This is a genomic window from Oerskovia sp. 140933 (genome assembly GCF_059651515.1).
The window spans coordinates 99,660-116,024 of the sequence record NZ_JAMXIO010000004.1; the positions used below are offsets into that span (position 1 = coordinate 99,660).

Below are 16,365 nucleotides of genomic sequence, written 5' to 3' on the forward strand. Positions count from 1 at the left end.
ACTCGCTCCGCGGCGCGCGATGGGCGAGGGAGCGATCCCACCGCGCAGGTGCGCTCAGGGCGCGCGCTCAGGAGGCCGCGAGCGCCATGACGGTCTGCGTGTGCCCGTCCTCGTCGACGTACGTGCCGCGGGCCGCGAACCCGGCGCGGGTGTAGGCGCGCAGGCCGGCGGCGTTCTCCGCGTCGACGACGAGGACGACCAGGGCGAACGCCTCGCGACCGGTCCGCCTGGCCAGTGCCGCCACGAGGCCCGGGAGCGCGGCCGCGACCGCGGTCCCGACGCCGACCCCCTGGTGGCGGTGGTCCACGAGGAACCCGCGGAACAGGACGACGTCCTGGGGGCGGGCGCCGTCGAGCAGGGCGAGCATCCGGTCGTTCGCGCCGCCCGGGTGCAGGACCCCGAGGCCCGCGACGTCGCCGTCGTGCCGGACGACGAGCACGTGGCGTGCGGGGCCCGCCTCGGCGAGCGTGAGGATGCTGGTGGCGGACGCGGAGAACCGGTCCTGCCCGGGAGCGCCCGTGACGCCGCGCAGCGCTCGCAGCAGGTCGCGGCGCGCGGGCGGGTCCCCCGCGAGGTCGTCGAGCATCCCGACGTCGATGCTCGTCGCTCGCCCAGTGGTCTCGTCCGTCACCGGGAGACCCTACGTCGGGCGCCCGCGGCCCGCGAAACCCTGACGCCCGGCGCGCGCGAGCCCTACTCTCGGGAGATGACAACGCCGTCGCCGGGCGCCGAGCGCCCGCTCGAGCCAGACATCGTGACCGATCTGCGCGACCGCATGACGTACGGCTCGTACCTGCGTCTCGACGCGCTCCTGGACGCGCAGGTCCCGGTCAGCGAGCCCGCGCACCACGACGAGATGCTCTTCATCGTCCAGCACCAGACGACCGAGCTGTGGCTCAAGCTGGTCCTGCACGAGCTGGTCTCGGCGCGCGCGCTCATCGCGGCCGACGACCTGCAGTCCGCGCTCAAGCGCATCGCGCGGGTCAAGCACGTCCAGCGCACCCTCACCGAGCAGTGGTCGGTCCTGGCGACGCTGACCCCGAGCGAGTACGCGCAGTTCCGGGGCTTCCTGGGGCACGCGTCGGGGTTCCAGTCCTGGCAGTACCGCGCGGTCGAGTTCCTGCTGGGCAACAAGAACGCGCGCATGCTGTCGGTGTTCGACGCCGAGCCCGCGGCGCGTGCCGGGCTCGACCGTCTGCTGCACGAGCCGAGCGTCTACGACGAGTTCCTGCGCTACCTCGCGCGCCACGGCCACGACGTGCCCGCCCGCGTCCTGGAGCGCGACGTGACGCAGGGGTACACGCTCGACGAGGACGTGGTCGGGACCATCCGCGCGATCTACGAGGACCCGGAGGGGAACTGGCTCGCGTACGAGAGCTGCGAGGAGCTCGTCGACCTCGAGGACAACTTCCAGCTGTGGCGCTTCCGTCACATGAAGACCGTGCTGCGCATCATCGGGACAAAGCGCGGCACGGGCGGTTCGAGCGGCGTGGGCTTCCTGGAGCGGGCCCTCGGCCTGACCTTCGTCCCCGAGCTGTTCGCGGTGCGCACCGAGATCGGGCGGGCGTGAGCGACGTCGCGCCCGCCCGCGCGGTGACCGTCACGGTCGACGCGCGGTGGGAGCGGGGCACGGGGTGGTCCGGCCCGACGGCGCTCGTCGCCACCCCGGACGGCTTCCGGCCCGCGTCGGGTGCCGACCCCGCACCGACCCGTCACCTGGCGGGCGCCCTGCTGCCCGGCTTCCGTGACACGCACGTGCACCTGGGGCTGGTCGACGCCGAGGCCCTGTCCCGCGGCGGCCTCGCGGCGGTCGACGACCTGGGCGGCGACCCCGTGGCACTGGCCGCGCTGGCTGCCCGCGCGGCCCGGCCCGTCCCCCGCCCCGGTGCGCCCGGGCTGCCCGAGGTCCGCTTCGCCGGTGCCTTCCTCACGGCTCCCGGGGGCTACCCCTCCGACCGCTCGTGGGCCCCGCGCGGCTCGGTCGTGGAGGTCGCCGACGCGGGCCGTGCCGTGGCCGCGGTCGACCGTCAGGTCGCGGCCGGGGCGAGCTTCGTCAAGGTCGCCCTGCACGCCGGGGCGGGCCCCGTGCCCGACGACGCGACCCTGCGCACGCTCGTCGGTCGCGCCCACGAGCGGGGCCGACCCGTGGTCGCGCACACCGAGGGCGCGGGCCAGGCCCGGCGCGCGCTCGTGGCGGGCGTGGACCGGCTCGCCCACGCACCGTTCAGCGAGCGCCTGACCGACGACCTCGTCGCGGCCATGGCCAGGGGGCAGACGTGGGTCAGCACGCTCGACGTCCACGGCTGGGGCGAGCCCACGGACCAGCACGCCGTGGCGCTCGACAACCTGACGCGCTTCGTCGCTGCCGGCGGGACCGTCGTCTACGGCACGGACCAGGGCAACGGTCCGCTGCCCGCCGGGATCGACGCGCGCGAGCTGCGCGCGCTCCTGGCGGTGGGGCTCACCCAGGACGCGCTGCTGCGTGCGCTGACGTCGGGTCCGGCGACCGCCGCGCTCACGCACCTGCCCGGCCCCCGCCCCGGGCCCGGGGCCTCCCCCGAGGAGCTCGCCGCCTGGTTCGCCGGTGCCCGTGTCCTCACGCCCCACGACCTGCACGGCCGCCCGCACCCCACCCCGCCCACCCACAGTGAGGACCTCCCGTGACCAGCTCGCCCGGCGCGTCCCCGACCACCTCCACCGGCTCGCCCGCCGAGCGCGCGGCCACCCTCGACCGGGCCGACCCGCTCGCCCGGTTCCGCGAGGAGTTCGTGCCCTCCGAGGACGTGGTCGCCTACCTCGACGGCAACTCCCTCGGCCGGCCCACGCGAGCGAGCGCCGAGCGCCTCGCACGCTTCGCGACCGAGCACTGGGGCGCGCGCCTGATCCGCGGCTGGGACGAGTCCTGGTACGGCCTGCCGCTCACGGTCGGCGACCGGATCGGGGCGACCGTGCTCGGTGCGGCGCCGGGTCAGACGTTCGTGGGCGACTCGACGACCGTGATCCTCTACAAGCTCGTGCGCGCGGCCCTCGACGCGCGCCCGGACCGCACCGAGATCGTGGTCGACACGGGGAACTTCCCCACGGACCGGTTCGTGCTCCAGGGCATCGCGGCGGAGCGGGGCGCGACCTTGCGCTGGCTCTCCCCGGAGCCCGACGCGGGCGTGACCCCTGCCCAGGTCGCGGGCGTCGTCGGGCCGCGGACGGCGCTCGTGGTCCTGAGCCACGTCGCCTACCGGTCCGGGCACCTCGCCGACGCCGACGCGATCACACGCTTCGCCCACGACGCGGGGGCGCTCGTGCTGTGGGACCTGTGCCACTCGGCGGGGGCCGTCCCGGTCGAGCTCGACGCCTGGGGCGTGGACCTCGCGGCGGGCTGCACCTACAAGTACCTGAACGGCGGTCCCGGGTCGCCCGCGTTCGGGTACGTGCGCGCAGGCCTCCAGGCGACCATGACCCAGCCCATCCAGGGCTGGATGGGCAGCGACGCCCCCTTCGAGATGGGACCCGCGTACGCGCCGCACGAGGGCGTGCGGCGGTTCCTCAGCGGGACGCCCGCTGTCGTCGGGATGCTCGCGATGCAGGACATGCTCGACCTGCTCGCGGAGGCCGGCATCGACGCCGTCCGGGCCAAGTCCGTGCGACTGACGGGGTTCGCCCTGGACCTCGTCGACGAGCTGCTCGTCCCGCTCGGGGTCCGCGTCGCCTCACCTCGCGACCCGGCGCGGCGCGGCAGCCACGTGACGATCGACCACGCGGCGTTCGAGCAGGTCCTGCGGCGGCTGTGGGCGCAGGGCGTCGTCCCGGACTTCCGGCGGCCCGACGGCCTGCGGCTCGGGCTCTCGCCCCTGTCGACGAGCTTCACCGAGGTGCAGGTCGGGGTCGAGGCGATCCGCACGGCGCTCCTCGACGAGCCCGCGAGCGCCTGAGGGGGCCGACCGGCCGGTCGTGGTCGGCCGGTCGTGGCCCCGGTTGTCGCGCCCCGGCGCCGGTGCCACGCTGGAGGGGTCGTGGTACCGGGACGTCGCCGAGGAAGGCGCACCGATGTTCGCCAGCATCGCTCGCACGGTGATCGCTCACCCGTGGCGCGTGATCAGCGTCTGGGTGCTCCTCGCGGCCGCCGTCGTCGTCTTCTCGCCGAGCCTCGACGACTACACGACGGGAGACCAGCAGTCGTTCCTGCCGGCGTCCTTCGAGTCGGTCAAGGCCCAGGACACGGGTGACGAGAGCTTCCCCGCGCAGTCGGGGGCGACGGGCAGCCTCGTGGTCGTCCGGACCGACGGCGCGGCCCTCACCCCGGACGACCAGACGACGGTCGCGGGACTCGTGACCACCCTGCAGGGGGACGCGGTGCCCGGGGTCGTCTCGGTGCAGGAGACGCCGCAGTCCTTCTCCCGGACGGCCTGACCGCTGCCCTGTCCGTCGCGTTCGACGGCCAGCCCGGCGACGAGGCCGTCGACGACGCCGTGCCCGCCCTGCGGACCGCGACCGACGCCGCCCTCGCGGGCACCGACCTGACCGGTGCGCTCACGGGCAACGCCGCGATCCAGGTCGACACCACCACGGCCTACGCGAGCGCCGAGCGGACCATCACCATCGCGACCGTCCTGCTCATCGTGGTGCTGCTCGGCCTGGTGTTCCGCAGCCCGGTGATCGCGGTCGTCCCCATCCTCGTGATCGGCGTCGTGCTCTCCGTCGTCACGGGCCTCACGGCGTGGCTCGCCGACCTGCTCGACTTCCAGGTGAGCGACACCCTGCAGCCGATCCTCGTCGTGGTGCTGTTCGGGATCGGCACGGACTACATCGTGTTCGTGCTGTTCCGCTACCGCGAGCACCTGCGCCGGGGCGAGGACCACCGCGCGGCGCTCAACGCCTCGGTGAGCACCGTGGGACGGGTCGTCGCGTCCTCCGCCCTGACCGTGATCGGCGCCTTCGCCGCGCTGCTCTTCGCGCAGCTCGAGTCGCTGAGCACCCTGGCACCGGGACTGATCGTGGCCGTGGCCGTCATGCTCGTGACGGCGCTGACCCTGATCCCCGCGGTGTTCGTGCTGCTCGGCCGCGCCCTGTTCTGGCCCCTCGGCCCCGGCCACGACCCCCGACGCAGCCCGTTCGCGGCCGTGGGCTCGTTCACGGCCCGTCGCCCGGCCGTGCCGGCGCTCGCCGTCGGTGCCGGGCTCGTGGTCCTCACGCTGTTCGCCTCGGGGTACCAGGCGACCTACGACACGCTCGACGAGCTCCCGGCCGACACCGCGTCGCGCCAGGCCTACGCCACGCTCGACGCGTCGTTCCCCGCGGGCGCGCTGAGCCCCACGCAGGTCTACGTCGTGGGGACGGCGCCGCTCGACCCGGCCTCGCTCACCGCGCTCGCGACCAACCTCGCGGCGGTCCCCGGCGTGACGTCGGTCGCCCCGCCCACCACGACGACCGACGGGACGACGGCACTGTTGACCGTGGTGCTCGCGGACGACCCCTACTCCGACGCCGCGATGGCCACGGTCGAGGGGCCGTTGCGCGACGCCGCGCACGGGTCGGTCCCCGGGGCCGAGGTGTACGTCGGTGGCCAGACCTCCGCGTTCGTCGACGTGCGCGACCAGCTCCGCGCCGACACCGGACGCGTGTTCCCCGTCGCCGCCGTCATCATCGTCGTCATCCTCGGGCTGCTCCTGACCGCGGTGCTCGGCGCCGTCAGCCTGCTCGTGTGCGTCGCCCTGACCTTCACCGCGACGCTGGGCGCGGTCGTCCTGCTGTACCTGCACGCGCTGGGCTACGCGGGCATCGACTTCTCGATCCCGATCGTGCTGTACCTGTTCGTCGTCGCGATCGGCACCGACTACAACATCCTGATCGCCGCGCGCATGCACGAGGAGTACCGCGCCGGCGCGACCCCGCGGGAGGCCGCCCGCGTCGCGATCACCCAGGACGCACCGACCGCCGCCGCGGCCGGGATCATCCTCGCCTGCACGTTCGCCTCGCTCATGCTCACGGGCATCGCGAACCTGGCCCAGCTCGGCTTCGGGGTAGCGGTCGGGATCGTGGCCGCCGCGTTCCTCATGGCGCCCCTGCTCGTGCCCGCGCTGGCCGCGCTCGAGGGCCGGACCTTCTGGTGGCCCACCCGGCGGACCGCCGTCGCCGCCCCCGTGCCCCCGCCCGGACCGGTGCCCGACGACGTCGCGGACGTGACGCCGTCGGGCTGAGACGCGAAGGCGCGGACGGACCGATCCCTGTTCCTGCCCCTGCCGTGTGTCGGTGACGCGACCTAGGCTGGACGCACCACGACCGCCCGGCAGAGCCAGGGGCCACGCGCCGCCCCGACCCGACAGATGGAGAGCCCATGAGCACGGCCACGAGGACGGGCGAGCCGTCGTCCGCACTGCCCCTCGCCGACAGCCACGACATGATCCGCGTGCAGGGGGCACGCGAGAACAACCTCAAGGACGTCAGCGTCGAGATCCCCAAGCGCCGGCTCACGGTCTTCACGGGCGTCTCGGGCTCGGGCAAGAGCTCGCTCGTGTTCGGCACCATCGCCGCGGAGTCCCAGCGCATGATCAACGAGACGTACAGCGCGTTCGTGCAGGGCTTCATGCCCTCGCTGGCCCGCCCCGAGGTCGACCACCTGGAGGGCCTGACGACGGCCATCATCGTCGACCAGGAGCGCATGGGAGCCAACCCGCGCTCGACGGTCGGGACGGTCACCGACGCCAACGCGATGCTGCGGATCCTGTTCAGCCGGCTCGGGCAGCCGCAGATCGGCTCACCCCAGGCGTACTCGTTCAACGTGCCCTCGGTCTCCGGGAGCGGCGCGATCACGATCGAGCGGGGCGGCAGGACCCAGGCCGAGAAGGCGACGTTCCACCAGCTCGGCGGCATGTGCCCGCGGTGCGAGGGCATGGGCAACGTGACCGACTTCGACCTGACCGCCCTCTACGACGACACCAGGTCGCTCGAGGAGGGAGCGCTCACCATCCCCGGGTACACCATGGACGGCTGGTACGGGCGCATCTACCGCGGCTCCGGGTTCTTCGACCCCACCAAGCCGATCAAGGACTTCACGAAGCGCGAGCTGCACGACCTCCTGTACAAGGAACCGACCAAGATCAAGGTCGACGGCATCAACGTCACGTTCGAGGGTCTCGTGCCCAAGATCCAGAAGTCCTTCCTGTCCAAGGACGTCGACGCGATGCAGCCCCACATCCGGGCGTTCGTCGAGAGGGCCGTGACGTTCCAGACGTGCCCCCAGTGCGACGGGACCCGCCTGAGCCCCGAGGCCCGCTCGTCCACGATCGCGGGCACGAGCATCGCCGACGCCTGCAGGATGCAGATCACGGACCTCGCGGAGTGGGTCCGCGGCCTCGACGAGCCCTCCATGGCTCCCCTGCTCACGGGCCTCCAGCACCTGCTCGACTCGTTCGCCGAGATCGGGCTGGGGTACCTCTCGCTCGACCGCCCGTCGGGGACGCTGTCCGGCGGCGAGGCCCAGCGCACCAAGATGATCCGCCACCTCGGCTCCTCGCTCACCGACGTCACCTACGTGTTCGACGAACCGACGATCGGCCTGCACCCCCACGACATCCAGCGCATGAACGCCCTCCTGCTCCAGCTGCGCGACAAGGGCAACACGGTGCTCGTGGTCGAGCACAAGCCCGAGGCCATCGCGATCGCGGACCACGTGGTCGACCTCGGCCCCGGGGCCGGTACCGCAGGCGGCCAGGTCGTGTTCCAGGGCACGCTCGACGGCCTGCGCGCGTCCGACACCGTGACCGGCCGCCACCTCGACGACCGGGCCACCCTCAAGGACGTCGTGCGGACCCCGAGCGGCAGGCTCGAGATCCGCGGCGCGACCGAGCACAACCTGCAGGGCGTCGACGTCGACGTCCCGCTCGGCGTGCTGTGCGTCGTCACGGGCGTCGCCGGGTCGGGGAAGAGCTCGCTGATCCACGGCTCGGTCGCGGACCGCGAGGGCGTCGTCGTGATCGACCAGGGCGCGATCCGTGGGTCCCGGCGCAGCAACCCCGCGACGTACACGGGGCTGCTCGACCCGATCCGCAAGGCGTTCGCCAAGGCCAACGGGGTCAAGCCCGCGCTCTTCAGCGCGAACTCCGAGGGCGCGTGCCCGGTGTGCAACGGCGCGGGCGTGATCTACACGGACCTGGGTGTCATGGCCACGGTCGAGACCACGTGCGAGGAGTGCGGCGGCAAGCGGTTCCAGGCCGCCGTGCTCGAGTACACGCTCGGCGGGCGCAACATCGCCGAGGTCCTCGCGATGTCGGTGACGGACGCGGAGAAGTTCTTCGCCGAGGGTGACGGGCGCATCCCCGCGGCCCACTCGATCCTGAGCAGGCTGGTCGACGTCGGGCTCGGGTACCTGAGCCTGGGCCAGCCCCTCACGACGCTGTCCGGCGGCGAGCGCCAGCGCATCAAGCTCGCGACGCAGATGGGCGCCAAGGGCGACATCTACGTCCTCGACGAGCCGACCACGGGTCTGCACCTGGCCGACGTCGCCCAGCTCCTCGGGCTCCTCGACCGGCTCGTCGAGGCCGGGCGGTCGGTCATCGTGATCGAGCACCACCAGGCCGTCATGGCGCACGCCGACTGGATCATCGACCTGGGCCCCGGCGCAGGGCACGACGGAGGTCGCATCGTCTTCGAGGGCACGCCCGCCGACCTCGTCGCGGCCCGCTCGACGCTCACGGGCCAGCACCTCGCGGAGTACGTCGGAGCCTGAGGGGCCGGGCACGGCGCAGGCACGGCGGCTGCTTCCGGCACGCCGGCTCCCGGCACAGCAGTGGCGAGCGGTTCGTCGAACCTCTCGCCACTGTCAATCTACAGCGCACAGGGGGTCTTGCGGCAAGGCCCCCGTCGTGGCGCACGATGGTCGGCCAGCCCCGCACGACGGAACGAGCCACCGCCATGACCACCTCCCCGCCCACCTCCAGCACGAGCGTGTTCGCCCTCCCGCCGCACCTGTCCGCCAAGGCGAGCCCTGCGCTGGTCGCGCGGGACGAGGAGCACCTCGCGGCCGTCGCGCAGTGCATCGACGACGCGACCAGGGACGTGTCCGCCCGCCTCGACGCGGCCCGCAGGTCGCCCGGCGGCAGCGGGACGCTCGCCCTGGAACGGGACCAGGAGATCCACCGCCTGTCCTCCCGCCTGCACACGCTGCGCCGCTACGGCGTCGACCTGTGCCTGGGCCGCATGGTCGGCACCGACGGCTCCGACCCCGTCTACGTGGGTCGCCTGGGACTCACGGACCACGCGGGGCGCCGCCTGCTGGTGGACTGGCGCTCCCCGACCGCCGCCCCGTTCTTCGGCGCGACGACCGCCCAGCCCCTGGGGCTCTCGAGCCGGCGCCGCTACCGCTGGACCCGGGGCCGCGTCAGCGACTACTGGGACGAGGTCTTCACGACCGACGACCCGGCACCGGGGAGCGGTGCAGGCGCCGACGGTGCCTCGGGCGCCCTCTCCCTGGTCTCCCCCGCCTCCCTGGACGACCAGTCGGCCTTCATCGCGAGCCTGGGCAGCGAACGGTCCGCGAGGATGCGCGACGTGCTGGGCACCATCCAGGCGGACCAGGACGCGATCATCCGTGCGGGCTCCGACGGGACGCTCGTGGTCGACGGCGGCCCGGGGACGGGCAAGACCGTGGTGGCGCTGCACCGCGCGGCCTACCTGCTCTACTCGGACCCGCACCTGGGGAGCCACCACGGCGGGGTGCTCGTCGTCGGGCCGCACCAGCCGTACCTGGACTACGTCGAGGACGTCCTGCCGAGCCTGGGCGAGGAGGGCGTGCGGACGTGCACGCTGCGCGACCTCGTCCCCGAGGGGGCGCAGGCAACGGTCGAGGCGGACCCCGTCGTGGCCGCCCTGAAGTCCTCGGCCCGCATGGTGGGGGCGATCGAGCCGGCCGTGCGGCTGTACGAGAGGCCGCCCAGGACGGGCACGACGGTCGAGACCCCGTGGGTCGACCTGTGGCTCGGCCCCGAGGACTGGGCCGACGCCTTCGCCTCCCCCGACCCCGGCACGCCGCACAACGAGGCCCGCGACGTGGTCTGGGAGGCCCTGGTGACGATCCTGCTGGACAAGCTCGGCGGCGACGGCGTCCCCGACGAGGACCGGGACGACCAGGTTCCCCGGGGGCTCGTGCGCCGGTCGCTCGAGACGCACCACGACCTGGCCCAGGCGCTCAACGCGGCGTGGCCGCTGATCGAGCCGACCGACCTCGTCGGGGACCTGTGGGACGTGCCCGCCTACCTGCGGATGTGCGCTCCCTGGCTCGCGCCCGACGAGGTGCGGGCGTTGCAGCGCACCGAGCCGCAGGCGTGGACGGTCTCCGACCTGCCTCTCCTGGACGCCGCCCGGCAACGCCTCGGCGACCCCGAGGCCTCCCGGCGGCGGCGCCGGCGGCAGGCGGCTGCAGCGGCCGAGCGTGCGGAGATGGACCGGGTCGTCGACCACCTGGTCGCGGCCGACGACTCCGAGCTGCAGGTCATGTCGATGCTGCGGGGACAGGACCTGCAGGTCGCCCTGGTCGACGATCCCGGGCCGACGGAGGCCGTGAAGGACCCCCTCGCGGGGCCGTTCGCGCACGTGGTCGTGGACGAGGCGCAGGAGCTCACCGACGCCGAGTGGCAGATGCTGCTGCTGCGCTGCCCCTCGCGCAGCCTCACGGTCGTCGGCGACCGCGCGCAGGCGCGGCACGGGTTCGCCGAGTCGTGGCGAGAGAGGCTCGGGCGCGTGGGCCTCGCACGCGTCGACGTGGCGTCGTTGACGATCAACTACCGCACGCCGCAGGAGGTCATGGCCGCCGCCGAGCCCGTGATCCGGGAGGTGCTGCCGGACGCCAACGTCCCGACGTCGGTCCGCAGCGCTCACGCGCCCGTGCTGCGTGGCGCGCCCGAGGACCTGGGCGCGGTCCTCGACCGGTGGCTCGCCGGGCACCCGGGCGTCGCGTGCGTCGTGGGCGATCCGACGTTCGAGGCGACGGACCGCGTGCGGTCGCTGGCACCGGAGCTCGTCAAGGGGCTCGAGTTCGACCTCGTGGTCCTGGTGCGCCCCGCGGCGTTCGGCGAGGGCGTCGAGGGGGCCGTGGACCGCTACGTCGCCATGACCCGCGCGACGCAGCAGCTCGTGGTCCTCGAGCCCGGTGCCCCGTCGCTCACCTGACCCCCCGACAGCATCTCCCGGGCGGCCCGCGCGGCCGGGACCCGGTCACCGGAGGTGCGCGCCGTCGTCGGGCACGGGGCAGCACGAGGCCCCTCTGCCGTGCAGGCAGAGGGGCCTCGTGGGTCGGTCAGGCTTCCTTCTTGGCCGCCGACTCCGCCTTGCGGGCCGCACCGGTCTCGGTCGTGGCGCCCGTGGTCGAGAGCTCACCGCCCGAGGACTCGAGGTGGGCGCGGACGAACCAGTGGAACAGCTCGAGGTCGTGCAGGTGACCGACCAGGAGGTCGTTGGTCACGGTGTCGAGCTCCTCGGTGTCCGCGGCCGCCTTGCGATGGTCGGCGATGACGCCCTGGTAGACCTCGTCGAGGGCACCCAGGTGGGCGATGGTCGAGGCGCGCCCCAGGCTGTAGTCCTCCCACGTGCGCTCGGCGACGATCGCGCCCGGGGTACCGCGAGGCGGGACGCCCAGGGTGGCGATGCGCTCGGCCGTGGCGTCGACCATGCCACGGACCGCGTCGACCTGCGGGTCGATCATCTCGTGGACCGCGATGAAGTGCGGTCCCACGACGTTCCAGTGGATGTGCTTGAGGGTGAGCGCCAGGTCGTTGAGCGCGTGCAGACGCTTCTGCAGGATCTCGGCGACCTTGCCCCCCTCCTTCAGGGTCAGCGACGGGACGGTGTACTCGGGCAGCTCCTTGCGGACAGCCATGTATTCCTCCTCGGTGCTCGGTCCTTCAGCGCCTTGCGCTCCTCCCATCGTGGCCCCGGTGGTCGGCGCTCGCAGCGCGAGGGGTCGTGAGGCGGGTCACGCTCACCCCTCGACGCCCGTGGCCGTGTGCGCAGCACCCACGGGCTTGGACTCGGGCGACCCGCGCTCGCGCAGGTAGATCGAGAACGCCACCATGCAGGCGACCGCGAGGAACTCGGACTGCCAGTTCTGCAGCGTCCTGCCCCAGAAGTCGGGCAGGGTCAGGTACTCCGTCCACGTGACCGGGTCCTGGAGGTCCCGCATCGCCGCCTCGTTGTAGGTGACCGAGCCCGCGACGGACTGCGCGAGCCAGCTCAGCGCGAAGATCGACCCCATGACGAGGCTGAGCGACCGCGAGTACAGCGCGAGCCGCCATCCCCGGACGCGGGCCCACGACGGGGACTGCGGTGTCGAGAACTCCGCGACGTGCTGGTCCTCGTCGGACTCGCGACCCGCCCGGCCGAGCGGCTTGGACTCCGGGGACCCCCGCTGGACGAACCACACGGTCGCCAGGACGTAGAGGAGGAACTGCAGGAACTCCGACTGCCAGTTCTCGGTCACGTCGACCGCGAACGCCGACGTCGTGACGTACTGGGCGAGCGTGATCGGGTCGAGGCCCGCCGAGACCTGCTCCTGGTTGTACAGCGCGACACCGAACACCGCCTGACCGGCCAGCGCGAGCACGAAGATCGCGACGAACAGGAGCGTGAGCCCGTTGTCCCGCAGCGCCGCGGGCGTCCGCGCGCTCACCGCTGCAGCAGCCCCACCGCGAGGAAGCACGCGAGGGCGACGAGGACGCCGCCCAGGAGCCCGAGGAAGACGCCGCGCACCTCAGTCCCCCTCCAGGAGGCAGTCGTACGGCCGCTCGGGTCGCGCGACGCAACCCGTCGCGGTGACGAGCCACGTGCCGCCGGACGCCGCGAGGAAGGTGACCTCGCCACCCAGGAGGACCTGGGCCTGGCGGCCCGCGACCGTGACGGACGAGTCGCCGCGGCCGTCGGCGTCCTCGACGCGCTGGGTCACGGGGGCCAGCACGAGGCCCACCTCGCCGTCGAGCAGCGCCTGCTCGCACGGCGACACCGCGTCCTGCTCGAACGACTCACGCGTGGCCGGGGCGAGCAGCGCGCACGCACCCTCGGCGTCGTGCGCGCTCACCGCGGCGAAGAAGGCCCGCGCCGCCCCGACGGCGTCGTCGGCTCCCGGGCCCGGGCTGCAGCCGGTGGACAGGAGCGCCACGGCTCCTGCGAGGACGTACGCGACCGTTCGGCGCACTTGCCCCAGACCTGACACGACCGACATACCGGGACGGTAGCGCTCCCGGCCGGTCGGCGCCCGGTGAACGGCCCCAGGCAGAGGGGGCGGACGCGGGGCCGGCTGCGGGGCGCCGGACGGTGGCCGGACCCGGGTTCAGACCGGGTGGCCGCGGTCGATCCCGAGCGTCGCGACGAGGTCCTCGTGCAGCTCGAACCACACGCGGTGGCACGAGTCGACGTCTGAGCCGTCGACCCACGTCCCGTCCCCCGCGCGAGCGCGGTCGAGGGCGTGAGCGAAGCGGGCGTCGTACCCCTCGAAGCGTGCGAGGACGCTGCTCAGCCGGTGCACGAGCGGCCCCAGGGCGTCGTCGACCGTCGCGAGCGACTCGAGGACCGCGGTGTCCCACGCGGGGTCGGCGTGGTCGTTGGGGGTGAGCCTGCTCCCGGCGGCGGGGCGCAGCTGCCAGTCGGTGCAGGCCTGCCGGAGCCGGGCGTTGAGCGGGAGGAACTCGCGGTGCACCGCCCGGACCTCCGCCCCGCGCCCCGTGGAGGCGAGCTCGGCGGCGAGCCGACGCTCGTTCTCGACGCGTCCCGCCTGCGTCAGCGACCACCCCTCGAGGTCCGCGAACGCGGAACGCTGCACCCACCCGTAGGCCTCGAAGTCGCCCAGGAGCTCGTCCGTGCCGGCAGGGTCCAGACGGAAGCGGGTGGCGAGGGTAGGGACGTCGGCGAACCCGGTGACGCGCACGGCGTGCAGGACGAGCACGTCGGTGGACGAGGGGTTCACGGGTGCCCGTCCGTCCTGGAGGTGAGGCGCTGGAAGTGCTGCTGGCAGGCCTGCGGCGAGTTGAACCCCATGGCGTCCGCGATCTGCGCCCAGGTCAGGCCTGCGCCGCGGGCCGTGAACAGCAGGCCGGCCTCGAGCCCGTCGACCTCTGCGCGCGCGGCGGGCAGCAGCGCGAGCGCGCCGAGCAGGTCGTCGGGGGGCAGGTCGGCGGACCTCCAGAGCGCGAACCGCGCGAGGTCCCCGGCGGACGGCGGCACGCTCGCGGGCTGCCACGGACGGGGGTCGAGCGCGTCCGCGCCCTGCGCGAGCAGGCGCCGGCGCGCTTCCTGCTCGCGGCGCGCCTGGTCGTGGTCGGCGCTCGCGGCGGCATGGGCGGCCCGGGGCGACTCGTCGTGGTGGGCCGCCTGCGCGGCCTCGTCCTTGCGGGGCATGCGACGATCCTGCACAATCAATGAATCGTTGTCAACGTTCTATTGAAGGCGGTCGAGGTGCTCGTTCCCCTGGCGCAGGCCGCGCGCGAGACGTGCGGGGGCAAGGCCACCGCGCTCGGCGTGCTCCTGCGCGACGGCCTGCCTGTTCCGGACGGGTTCGTCGTACCGTTCGACGCCTACCGGGAGACACCTCCCGACGACGCCCTGCGCGACGCGCTCGACCGCGCCCTGCGCTCCCTCGGCTCGCCGGCGGTCGCGGTGCGGTCCTCGGCCGCGGGCGAGGACACGGCCGAGTCCTCGGCGGCGGGCCAGCACGAGTCGGTCCTCGCCGTGCACGGTCCCGACGACGTCGCGCACGCCGTGCGCACCTGCTGGGCCTCGCTGCACTCGCCCCGGGCGACCGCGTACCGCAACGGCCGCACCGCTCCGGCGAGCCACGACGCCCCGGACAGGGGGACCCCGGCGGACGGCCCGGGAGGAGCTGCCGCGACCGGGCTGCCAGTCCCCACCCACGAGCCCGCCATGGCCGTGCTCGTGCAGCGCCTCGTGGACGCCGACGTCGCCGGCGTGCTGTTCACGCCCGCCACCGCAGGTGCGGCGACGGAGATCGAGGCATCCTGGGGGCTCGGCCCCAGCGTGGTGGGCGGGTCGGTCAGCCCGGACAGGTACCGCGTGGCGCCGGGCGGGGCGGTCGTCCGTGCGGTCGGCGACAAGGCGACGCGTCTCGACCGGGCGGGCGGGCGGCTCGTCGCGCGCGACGTCCCCCCGCACGAGCGGGGAGCCTCGACGCTCGACGACGCGACCGCCGTCGGGCTCGCGCGCCTCGGGCAGCGGGTCGCGGACCTGCTCGGCGGGCCGCAGGACGTCGAGTGGGCGATCGTCGAGGGACGACCCTGGATCCTCCAGGCTCGCCCGGTCACGGCCTCGCCCCCGTCCGGTCCACCGGGCACGGGCGCACCGCCCGGAGCCCTGCGCGGCACCGCAGGAAGCTCCGGCGTCGCCACCGGTCCGGCCCGGATCGTGCGCGGGCCGGGCGACTTCTCGCGCGTCCGGCCGGGCGACATCCTGGTCTGCCCGTTCACGGACCCCGCCTGGACTCCCCTGCTGCGCATCGCCGCAGGCGTGGTCACGGACGTCGGCGGCGTGCTGTCCCACGCGGCGATCGTCGCCCGCGAGCGCCGCATCCCCGCCGTCCTGGGAGTCGTCGGGGCCACCGGGCTCATCGCCGACGGCGACCGGGTCACGGTCGACGGCGCGGCGGGAACCGTCCTGGTCGGAGGGCCCGACCCGTCCACGCCGGTCCCGGTCGACGCCCGTCCCGCTCCCCGCGGAGGACGCTGATGGGCGTCCGCGTCCTGTGCATCGCACGCCACGGGGAAGCCGACGCGTTCGGCGACCTGACCGCCGTCGGGCGCCGACAGGCCTCCCTCCTGGGCGAGCGGCTCGCGCGCGTGCCCGTGACCGCCGTCTGGCACTCGCCGCTGCCCCGGGCTGCCGCGAGCGCCCGCGAGGTCGCACGGCACCTGCCGAGGGCGACCGTCGCGGAGGCGGCCGAGCTCGTCGACCACGTCCCGCACGTCCCCGCGCCCGCCGAGACGCCGCCGGCGTGGGCCGGGTACTTCGACGGCTGGGACGACGCCGAGGCTGCCGCGGGTCGCCGGACCGCGGACGCGCTGGTCGCGCGGTTCGCGACGCCTCCCGGCCCGAGCGCGGGCGACGTCCACGAGGTCCTGATCACGCACGACCACCCGATCGCCTGGCTCGTGCGTGACGCGCTCGGCGCGCCGGCCGAGCGATGGCTCGGTCTGAACAGCGCGAACGCGGCGCTGACGGTGATCGAGCACCGGGCCGCCCTGCCGCCCACGCTCGTGACGTTCAACGACCTGAGCCACCTGCCGCAGGACCTGCGGTGGACGGGCTTCTCCCGGGCCGCGGCGCCGTGAGCCCGCCCGGCGGACGCTGGGGCGCGGCCGTCTCGCCCCGTCACGGCTG

Annotated in this window: 15 protein-coding genes; 9 read left to right on the plus strand and 6 right to left on the minus strand. The window is 74.2% G+C overall.

Annotation, left to right across the window (positions count from 1 at the left end; translation table 11 throughout):
- Positions 1 to 67 precede the first annotated feature (67 nt).
- Complete coding sequence (locus tag NHG27_RS03800; RefSeq protein ID WP_497014799.1) at positions 68 to 631, minus strand: GNAT family N-acetyltransferase; 564 nt, start codon at positions 629 to 631, stop codon at positions 68 to 70.
- 75 nt (positions 632 to 706) lie between these two features.
- Between NHG27_RS03800 and NHG27_RS03805 the strand changes: the two genes are divergently transcribed.
- From NHG27_RS03805 to helR, 7 genes are all read left to right on the plus strand, one after another.
- Positions 707 to 1,570: a tryptophan 2,3-dioxygenase gene (locus tag NHG27_RS03805; protein ID WP_497014800.1), complete on the plus strand. Its 864-nt coding sequence runs from the start codon at positions 707 to 709 to the stop codon at positions 1,568 to 1,570.
- The gene (locus tag NHG27_RS03810; RefSeq protein WP_497014801.1) at positions 1,567 to 2,664 is read left to right on the plus strand and encodes an amidohydrolase family protein; all 1,098 of its coding nucleotides are present in this window, start codon (positions 1,567 to 1,569) and stop codon (positions 2,662 to 2,664) included. Before NHG27_RS03805 ends, NHG27_RS03810 begins: the two co-directional genes overlap by 4 nt.
- A complete protein-coding gene (locus tag NHG27_RS03815; RefSeq protein WP_497014802.1) occupies positions 2,661 to 3,926 on the plus strand; it encodes a kynureninase in 1,266 nt (421 codons plus the stop codon). Before NHG27_RS03810 ends, NHG27_RS03815 begins: the two co-directional genes overlap by 4 nt.
- A 115-nt stretch (positions 3,927 to 4,041) precedes the next feature.
- A complete protein-coding gene (locus NHG27_RS03820) occupies positions 4,042 to 4,404 on the plus strand; it encodes a hypothetical protein (RefSeq protein ID WP_497014803.1) in 363 nt (120 codons plus the stop codon).
- An 8-nt stretch (positions 4,405 to 4,412) separates the two neighbouring features.
- Positions 4,413 to 6,191 (plus strand): MMPL family transporter, encoded by a 1,779-nt coding sequence (locus tag NHG27_RS03825; protein WP_497014847.1) that lies wholly within the window; start codon positions 4,413 to 4,415, stop codon positions 6,189 to 6,191.
- Positions 6,192 to 6,328: 137 nt separating this feature from the next.
- Positions 6,329 to 8,719 carry an ATP-binding cassette domain-containing protein gene (locus NHG27_RS03830; RefSeq protein ID WP_497014804.1) on the plus strand — a complete coding sequence of 797 codons (2,391 nt, stop codon included), beginning with the start codon at positions 6,329 to 6,331 and terminating at the stop codon, positions 8,717 to 8,719.
- Between the two features lie 185 nt (positions 8,720 to 8,904).
- The gene (gene helR / locus NHG27_RS03835) at positions 8,905 to 11,157 is read left to right on the plus strand and encodes an RNA polymerase recycling motor ATPase HelR (RefSeq protein WP_497014805.1); all 2,253 of its coding nucleotides are present in this window, start codon (positions 8,905 to 8,907) and stop codon (positions 11,155 to 11,157) included.
- Positions 11,158 to 11,284: 127 nt separating this feature from the next.
- Here helR and NHG27_RS03840 read toward each other — a convergent pair whose 3' ends face one another.
- From NHG27_RS03840 to NHG27_RS03860, 5 genes are all read right to left on the minus strand, one after another.
- Positions 11,285 to 11,863, minus strand: coding sequence for a Dps family protein (locus tag NHG27_RS03840; protein ID WP_193719694.1), 579 nt, complete (start codon positions 11,861 to 11,863; stop codon positions 11,285 to 11,287).
- 102 nt (positions 11,864 to 11,965) lie between these two features.
- Positions 11,966 to 12,652: a DUF6766 family protein gene (locus NHG27_RS03845; protein WP_497014806.1), complete on the minus strand. Its 687-nt coding sequence runs from the start codon at positions 12,650 to 12,652 to the stop codon at positions 11,966 to 11,968.
- Positions 12,653 to 12,733: 81 nt separating this feature from the next.
- Positions 12,734 to 13,201: a hypothetical protein gene (locus NHG27_RS03850; RefSeq protein ID WP_497014807.1), complete on the minus strand. Its 468-nt coding sequence runs from the start codon at positions 13,199 to 13,201 to the stop codon at positions 12,734 to 12,736.
- A gap of 108 nt (positions 13,202 to 13,309) precedes the next feature.
- Positions 13,310 to 13,942 carry a transcriptional regulator gene (locus NHG27_RS03855; protein ID WP_497014808.1) on the minus strand — a complete coding sequence of 211 codons (633 nt, stop codon included), beginning with the start codon at positions 13,940 to 13,942 and terminating at the stop codon, positions 13,310 to 13,312.
- On the minus strand, positions 13,939 to 14,373 hold the full coding sequence (locus NHG27_RS03860) for a DNA-binding protein (RefSeq protein ID WP_497014809.1): 435 nt from the start codon (positions 14,371 to 14,373) through the stop codon (positions 13,939 to 13,941). Before NHG27_RS03860 ends, NHG27_RS03855 begins: the two co-directional genes overlap by 4 nt.
- A 57-nt stretch (positions 14,374 to 14,430) precedes the next feature.
- Between NHG27_RS03860 and NHG27_RS03865 the strand changes: the two genes are divergently transcribed.
- Both NHG27_RS03865 and NHG27_RS03870 read left to right on the plus strand, forming a co-directional pair.
- Complete coding sequence (locus tag NHG27_RS03865) at positions 14,431 to 15,714, plus strand: PEP/pyruvate-binding domain-containing protein (protein ID WP_497014810.1); 1,284 nt, start codon at positions 14,431 to 14,433, stop codon at positions 15,712 to 15,714.
- The gene (locus NHG27_RS03870) at positions 15,714 to 16,316 is read left to right on the plus strand and encodes a histidine phosphatase family protein (protein WP_497014811.1); all 603 of its coding nucleotides are present in this window, start codon (positions 15,714 to 15,716) and stop codon (positions 16,314 to 16,316) included. The genes NHG27_RS03865 and NHG27_RS03870 overlap by 1 nt, the downstream gene beginning before the upstream one ends.
- Positions 16,317 to 16,365: the final 49 nt, after the last annotated feature.